Source organism: Mesorhizobium sp. M5C.F.Ca.IN.020.29.1.1 (assembly GCF_003997375.1).
Classification (GTDB): domain Bacteria; phylum Pseudomonadota; class Alphaproteobacteria; order Rhizobiales; family Rhizobiaceae; genus Mesorhizobium; species Mesorhizobium wenxiniae.
In genome coordinates, this window is the sequence record NZ_RZSW01000302.1 from 1 (window position 1) to 7,531 (window position 7,531).

A 7,531-nucleotide genomic window follows, 5' to 3' on the forward strand; every position below is an offset into this window, starting at 1 on the left:
AACGAGTAAGGCGTGCCTTTCAGGGTCCCGCTCTGCGTGTCGAGCGTGCCCTTGCCCTCTTTCAGATTGCCTTTCCAGACGGCGTTTGCGGTGCGGTCCATGAATTCCTCCTTGATGCGGTGGCTGAGCCGTGATCGGCGTCTGATCGACTATAGCGCGCGCGGGCACGAAGGCCACCCGTGCTTTTCGCGCCAATGGCGACGCAAAAAATCCGCGTGCAAAAATGTCGACTTCCATCTGCCTCGGCCGTCCTGCGGGCGGCCACGGGTTTCGTGGCCGGATGGAGGATCACATGAATGATTTGTTTTCTGCCCACTGGAGAGACACCGGCCGAAAGGCGGCTGAACAAGAAGCCGACTGGTTGCATCGGTCACCTTCCGGTTTCGGTCGACTGCTTGCGGCGGTCGCCATCATCGGGATTGCGGTTTCCCTTGTCGATCATGCGGCGGTCAAAAGCCCGGCTGGGACCTCGGTTGCCAACGGTTCGTCCCAACAAGGAAGATGAGAGATGAAATATGTTTGCCTGGTCTACGGTGAGGAAAAGGACCTTTATGCAATGAGTCCGGAGAGGTTGGCCAAGCTCGACGCCGACTCGCTGGCTTATGACAAATCGGTGGAGCAAAGCGGCCGGCTGATCATCGCGCAGGCGCTGCAATCGGTGAATACCGCGAAAAGCGTGCGCCGGCGCAAGGGCAGGCGGCTGGTCACCGACGGCCCTTTCGCCGAGACCAAGGAGCAATTGCTCGGCTTCGTCATGATCGAGGCCGGGGATATCGACGAGGCGATGGAGATTGCCGGCGGCATCCCTCTGGCCGAAATCGGCACGATCGAGGTCAGGGCGATCTACAACGTGCCGGGGTCCTAGAGATCATTCTGTTTTGCGTCCGGCTGAATCAGTTTCTTCTGCCGGCGCAACTTTTGCGCGTTGAAGCGAGGCAGCACTTCTCCTATCGTCGCTGCGGTTTGGGGATCACGGGCATGCATATACTGATTGCTGCAATTGGGCTGTTGGGAGCGGCGGCGGTCTGGTGGTATCGGATGAAGGCCATGAACGATGCGGCGCGCGAGGTCGCGGACGTCGTCGGCCGTGTGCAAGGGAACATTCGCCGCAAGAGACTGCGCAAGCAGGCGGCGCTCTCACCGTTGACGGCGATCGACGATCCGGTCGTGGCGGCCGCGACGCTGATCACCGCCATCGTTTCCGAGAACGGCCCTGTCCTGCCGAAGCGCGAAGCCGCGATTCGGTCGATGATCTCAGAGATTGCGGACGACAAGAAGACCGATGAGGCTGTGGTCTACGCCAAATGGGCGGCGTCACAGATCGACGATGCCACTGTTGTCATCGACAAGCTGGCGCCGTTCCTGCGCGAACGTCTGGATGTGACTGAGCGAAACGATTTGCTGCAGATGGTGAACCGCGCGGCGCAGGCTGGCGAGCAACCCCTGAAGATATCCGACCAGCGTATACTGCGGCTGCGGCAGAAGCTGGGCTTCGAGGTCAATTGAACGAAATTGCCTGGCGCTCAATATTGGTTTGCTGCCCTTCCGGGCTCAGATCGCCTCGCCCTTGAGCAGCTTCGGCGTGTCGCCGGACAGACCGGACGCCTGGCGGATGAAGAAATCCTTCAGCCGCGGCATGCGTTCGACCAGGCCTAGGCCGATGTCGCGGACGGCGCGCAACGGGCTGATGTCGTTGGAAAACAGCCGGTTCAGGACATCGGTGGTGATGCCCATCTGCAGCGTGTCGAAACGCCGCCACTGCTGATAGCGTTCGAGCACGTCGAGCGCACCGATATCCTGGCCGAGCCGGTCGGCCTCGACCACCACTTCAGCCAGTGCCGCCACATCCTTGAAGCCGAGATTGAGGCCCTGGCCGGCGATCGGGTGGATGCCGTGGGCGGCGTCGCCGGCGAGCGCAATGCGCGGCGCGACGAAGGCGCGGGCAAGCGTCAGGCCGAGCGGCCAGGCGCGCGGCTTGTCGGCGACGCGGATTTCGCCGAGCTTCAGGCCAAACCGCTGTTCGAGCTCGTGCTCGAAGACGAGGTCGTCGCCGTCGACCAGTTTTTCGGCATCTTCCGACCGCTCGACCCAGACGATCGACGAGCGGTTGGTCCCGTCCTTGTCCGGCTTGAGCGGCAGCGTGGCAAAGGGGCCGGCTGGCAGAAAATGCTCTTCGGCGCGGCCATTGTGCGGCCGTTCATGCGCCACGGTGCAGACGATGCCGGACTGGCCGTACTGCCATTTCACCGTCCTGATGCCGGCCATGTCGCGCAGCTTCGAGTTCACGCCGTCGGCGGCGACCAGCAGCCGCGCCTTCAGCGTCGCGCCGTCGACAAGATGCACGGTGATGCCGGCGCCGTTCACGTCGAAGGCACTGACGGCGACGCCTTCGATGATGTCGATGCCTAGTTTTTCAGCGCGCCGGCGCAAGGCGCCGTTCAAATCCCGGTTGGCGACCATATGCGCAAAGGCTTCGCCGGGCGCGACCTCGCCATCGAAGGTGAGAAACACCGGGCGCACCGGATCGGAAGCGCGCGAATCGGTGACGATCATTTCGGTGATCGCCTGCGCTTCGGGCGCGATTTCGGCCCAGACGCCGAGCTGGTCGAGCATGCGGCAAGCGGCAGCGGCGATGGCCGAGGCGCGGCCGTCCTTTTGCCAGACGCCGGCGGGCGCGGCGTCGACGACAGCGACCTCCAGGCTCGGTCGCGCCTGTTTCAGCGATACTGCGGCGGCAAGCCCGACATAGCCGGCGCCGGCGACCAGAATGTCGAGCCCGGTTCGGTTTTTTGCATCCTCCTTGCGATCCACCATGGCAAATTCCTTTCCGGCCAAATTCCCTTCCGGCCTTGACTGCCCGCCATTCCTGTCGGAAACCGCCATAACACTTTGCGGTGAGGGGCGCGAAACATGACGGCGGCCATGGACGAGCTTCTCGGCATTCTCGACCTCGAGCAGCTGGAACACAACCTGTACCGTGGTCGCAGCCCCAAACTTGACTGGCAGCGCGTATTCGGCGGCCAGACCATCGCCCAGGCGCTGGTCGCCGCCCAGCGAACGGTGGAGCCCGAACGCCACGTACATTCGCTGCACGACTATTTCATGCGGCCCGGCGACACCAAGGTGCCGATCATCTACCAGGTCGACCGCATCCGCGACGGCGGCTCCTTCACCACGCGCCGTGTCGTGGCTGTCCAGCACGGCCAGGCGATCTTTTCGCTGGAAGCCTCGTTCCAGCAGGATGAGACCGGGCTCGAGCATCAGGTGCCGATGCCGCAGGACGTGCCGGCGCCCGACACATTGCTGTCGCAGCGCGAACTGATTGGCAAGTTCGGCGAGGCCGTGCCCGACGGCATCAGGCGCTACTGGGAGCGTGACCGGCCGATCGAGATGAAACCGGTGATGCTTGAGCATTACACCAGCCGGGAAAAGCTGGAGCCGAAGCAGAACATCTGGATCCGCACGACCGGCCCGGTTCCGGCCGATCGCGCCACGCAGGCGGCAGTGCTTGCCTATCTCTCCGACATGACGCTGCTCGATACCTCGACCTTTGCGCATGGCCGCGCCATTTTCGATAGCGACATCCAGGCGGCGAGCCTCGATCACGCCATGTGGTTCCACCGCAGCCATCCGCTCGACGACTGGATGCTCTACACGCAGGACAGCCCGTCGACGCAAGGGTCGCGGGGGTTCACTCGTGGGTCGCTGTTTGCCCGCGACGGCACGTTGATCGCCTCGGTTGCCCAGGAGGGCCTGATCAGGCTGAAGCGGCCGCCCGCCGAATAGGCATTTTTGCAAAATTGCCTATTTTTTAATCAACTGCGTTGTCGCGACTATGCACAGTCAGCCGACAAACCTTCCCCAATCCCTTATTTAACAACAGGTTAACACCCTGCTTCGGCAACTGGCACGGAGCTTGAATCCTAGCGGGCACTCTCCGGCTCTCATGGGGATCGGCGACGTCGTACAAACGCGGGGGACCGCAACAGCAAAGGGTGAAACCTTATGAAAATCGTGATGGCAATCATCAAGCCGTTCAAGCTCGACGAGGTGCGCGAAGCGCTCACCGCAGTCGGCATCCAGGGCCTGACCGTCACCGAAGTCAAAGGCTACGGGCGTCAGAAGGGACACACGGAAATCTATCGCGGGGCGGAATACGCGGTCAGCTTCCTGCCGAAGATCAAGATCGAAGTCGCGGTCGGCCTGGACATGGTCGACAAGGCCGTCGAAGCCATCACCGCGGCGGCCAAGACCGGTCAGATCGGCGACGGCAAGATCTTCGTTTTCGGCATCGACCAGGCGGTGCGCATTCGCACCGGCGAAACAGACACCGACGCGCTTTGAGCTGCGGACACGTATTCCAATGGAGAGTTCAATGAATATTCCTTCTACTTTGAAGTCGGCGGCGCGCACCGCGCTGCTGGGCTCGCTCGCTATCGCAGCACTGGGCACGGTCGCCGCATTCGCGCAGGAAGCGGCTCCGGCCGCACCGGCAGCGCCAGCGGCGCCGGCCTTCACCGTCGACAAGGGCGACACGACCTGGATGATGATTTCCACCATCCTGGTGCTGTTGATGACCATTCCCGGCCTTGCCCTTTTCTACGGCGGTCTGGTTCGCGCCAAAAATATGCTGTCGGTGCTGATGCAGGTCTTCACCATCACCAGCGTGGTCATGATCGTCTGGGTTTTCTACGGCTACAGCCTTGCCTTCACACCCGGCAATGCCTTCGTCGGCGGCCTTTCCAAGATGTTTCTTGCCGGTGTCGACGTGACGACGGTGTCGGAAACCTTCACCAAGGGCGTCGCCATTCCTGAACTGGTGTTCGTCATCTTCCAGATGAGCTTCGCCTGCATCACGCCCGCCCTGATCGTCGGCGCCTTCGCCGAACGCGTCAAGTTTTCGGCCGTGATCCTTTTCACCATCCTGTGGGTCACATTCGTCTACTTTCCGATCGCGCATATGGTCTGGTTCTGGGGCGGCCCGAGCGCTTATAGCGACCCGTCGGGGCTCATCTTCGGCTTCGGCGCCATCGACTTCGCCGGCGGCACGGTCGTTCACATCAATGCGGGCATCGCCGGCCTTGTCGGGGCGCTGATGATCGGCAAGCGCATCGGCTACAACAAGGACATCATGGCGCCGCACTCGATGACGCTGACCATGGTCGGCGCTTCGCTACTGTGGGTCGGCTGGTTCGGCTTCAACGCCGGTTCGAACCTCGAAGCCAACGCCTACGCGGTGCTGGCCATGGTCAACACCTTCGTCGCCACGGCGGCGGCGGCAGTGACCTGGATCGTGCTCGAAACGCTGCTGCGCGGCAAAGCGTCGATGCTTGGCGCGGTTTCGGGCGCGGTTACCGGCCTTGTCGCCGTCACACCCGCTGCAGGCTTTGCCGGTCCGATGGGCGCCATCGTGCTCGGCATCGTCGCCACCTGCGTCTGCTACTTCTTCGTCTCGGTCGTGAAGAACAAGTTCGGCTACGACGACAGCCTCGATGTCTTCGGCATCCACTGCGTCGGCGGCATCATCGGCGCGCTCGGCACCGGCATCCTGGTCAACCCCGCCCTCGGCGGCGCTGGCATCGTCGATTATTCGACAGCCGACTTCGCCGCCGGCTATGCCGGCACGGCGACGCAGCTGTGGTCGCAGTTCAAGGGTGTCCTGGTAACCGTCCTGTGGTCGGGCATCGGCAGCGCCATCCTCTACAAGATCGTCGATATGATCGTAGGCTTGCGTCCGACAGCCGATGCAGAGCGTGAAGGGCTCGACCTCACCGCGCATGGCGAAGCGGCCTATCACCCGTAAGCCTTGCACCCGTAAGTCTTGTCTGGGCGGCCTCGGCCGCCCTGCATCCTCCCATCCCGTCGTGACGCTCCTGCAAGGGCTCACGCATTGAGGCCCGGACCTGTTCCGGGCCTCTTTTTTGCGCGCAGACGGCCAGGCCAGATACTCGCCGCAAGATACTTCCCCCAACCCCTTATAGTTAATGCTGCCTTAACCTTCCCGCCGATAGTCTGGTGCCCGAATCTGCCGAGCTGCGCGCACGCTATCGGCCAGGCAACGACAGACGGGGAAGAGCATGCGTTCAGGGGCTTCAGCACCGCTCGCGCTGGCCGATACGGGGTACGGCATCCGGGCGTTCGCGCGGCGTCAGGTCGGCCGGCTGGTCGGTGCCGGCCTGTTTGCGCTGGTCGCCTTCGGTATCGCCAGCCTCGCCACCTGGAACGTCGCCGACCCAAGCTTCTCCCACGCCACCGATAATATCGTCAGCAACGCCATGGGCTATGTGGGCGCTGTCTTCTCCGACCTCGCCATGCAGTTCTTCGGCCTTGCTGCCGTCGCGGCGCTGGTGCCGGCAGTGGTCTGGGGATTTCTGCTGTTTTCGGCGCGCGGCGTCGACAGGCTGCCGAAGCGCGGGCTCGCCTGGTTTGGCTACGCGGTGCTTGCCGCGGCCATCGCCGGCTGCGTGGTGCCCCCCAAGACCTGGCCGCTGCCGACCGGTCTCGGCGGCGTGTTCGGCGACATGGTGCTCAAGATTCCCGGCTTCGTAGTCGGCGGCTACCCGACCGGTCTCATCGCCAGCGTGCTCGCCGTGCTTCTCGCCGCGCCGGCACTGTGGCTGTTTGCCTACGGCTCGGCGCTGATTGCACGCCAGAACGGTTTCGCGGTCCTGGAGCAACCGGCTGCGCCCGATCCCCGGGACCAGGACGAACTGCTTTTCGACAATGATGAGGACGAGGGCGACGAGGGCATTCTGGCGCTTGGCGCGATCACGCACTGGTGGCTGTCGTTGCGCGCCTATCTCCGCCGCCGTGCCGCGCGCCGCCGGGAGCACGATGACTTCGAACCAGAGATGGAACCGCGCGCCAGCGCCTGGCGGCGCGCTGCCGAGCGGGTCGAATCGGCCGAATTTGCCGAATCGCGGATGAGTGCCGATGGCCGGGCCCGCGTCGAGCCTGAATTCTTCGCCGCCATGGTCAACGACCGCAGCGCCTCGCTCGATCCCGACGACGCCGATGTTTTTGACGATGACGACGACATGGATTTTGCGCCGGAGCCCGTGGGCCAGCGCAGCACTGCGCTCAATGCGAAGGTGCAGCCGTTCCGCTCCGACGCGGCCACCCGCGTCGCGGCGCCGGCGCCCCGGCCCGTTCCGGGCGCCCGTGTCCAGCGCGAAGCCCAGACCTCGCTGATCGGCTCCGAACAATTCGAAATGCCGTCACTGCATTTCCTGTCCGAGCCGAAGAACGTCGTGCGCGATGCCAGCCTGTCCAAGGACGCGCTGGAGCAGAATGCCCGCCTGCTCGAGGGCGTGCTGGAGGATTTCGGCGTCAAGGGCGAGATCATCCATGTCCGCCCGGGCCCCGTCGTCACGCTTTATGAGCTGGAGCCGGCGCCCGGCATCAAATCGTCGCGGGTCATCGGCCTGTCCGACGACATCGCCCGCTCGATGAGCGCGATCGCCTGCCGCGTCGCCGTGGTGCCGGGCCGCAACGCCATCGGCATCGAGCTGCCGAACGCCAAGCGCGAGAC

At 63.8% G+C, this 7,531-nt stretch carries 8 protein-coding genes and 1 pseudogene; 7 read left to right on the top strand and 2 right to left on the bottom strand.

Features of this window, described 5'->3' with window-relative positions:
• Positions 1–101 (bottom strand): annotated as a pseudogene (locus EOA85_RS39190) (OsmC family peroxiredoxin); the annotation flags it as partial.
• Between the two features lie 191 nt (positions 102–292).
• On the opposite strand from EOA85_RS39190, the gene EOA85_RS21965 reads away from it, so the two are divergent.
• The 3 genes from EOA85_RS21965 (at position 293) to EOA85_RS21975 (ending at position 1,506) form a co-directional block, all read left to right on the top strand.
• On the top strand, positions 293–505 hold the full coding sequence (locus tag EOA85_RS21965) for a hypothetical protein (RefSeq protein WP_095520184.1): 213 nt from the start codon (positions 293–295) through the stop codon (positions 503–505).
• Positions 506–508: 3 nt separating this feature from the next.
• Positions 509–865, top strand: coding sequence for a YciI family protein (locus EOA85_RS21970; protein WP_127211150.1), 357 nt, complete (start codon positions 509–511; stop codon positions 863–865).
• A gap of 113 nt (positions 866–978) precedes the next feature.
• Positions 979–1,506, top strand: a complete 528-nt coding sequence (locus tag EOA85_RS21975) for a hypothetical protein (RefSeq protein ID WP_127211151.1) — start codon at positions 979–981, stop codon at positions 1,504–1,506.
• A gap of 45 nt (positions 1,507–1,551) precedes the next feature.
• On the opposite strand, the gene EOA85_RS21980 is transcribed toward EOA85_RS21975, so the two are convergent.
• On the bottom strand, positions 1,552–2,814 hold the full coding sequence (locus tag EOA85_RS21980; RefSeq protein WP_127211152.1) for a ubiquinone biosynthesis hydroxylase: 1,263 nt from the start codon (positions 2,812–2,814) through the stop codon (positions 1,552–1,554).
• Between the two features lie 96 nt (positions 2,815–2,910).
• Between EOA85_RS21980 and tesB the strand changes: the two genes are divergently transcribed.
• From tesB to EOA85_RS22000, 4 genes are all read left to right on the top strand, one after another.
• Entirely contained in the window at positions 2,911–3,786 is an 876-nt protein-coding gene (gene tesB / locus EOA85_RS21985; protein ID WP_127211153.1) for an acyl-CoA thioesterase II, read from the top strand.
• A gap of 219 nt (positions 3,787–4,005) precedes the next feature.
• Positions 4,006–4,344, top strand: a complete 339-nt coding sequence (locus EOA85_RS21990; RefSeq protein ID WP_023800571.1) for a P-II family nitrogen regulator — start codon at positions 4,006–4,008, stop codon at positions 4,342–4,344.
• A gap of 31 nt (positions 4,345–4,375) precedes the next feature.
• Positions 4,376–5,803, top strand: a complete 1,428-nt coding sequence (locus EOA85_RS21995; RefSeq protein WP_065007235.1) for an ammonium transporter — start codon at positions 4,376–4,378, stop codon at positions 5,801–5,803.
• A gap of 274 nt (positions 5,804–6,077) precedes the next feature.
• Positions 6,078–7,531: DNA translocase FtsK 4TM domain-containing protein (locus tag EOA85_RS22000; protein WP_164759796.1), on the top strand; the 1,454-nt coding region annotated here is incomplete at its 3' end.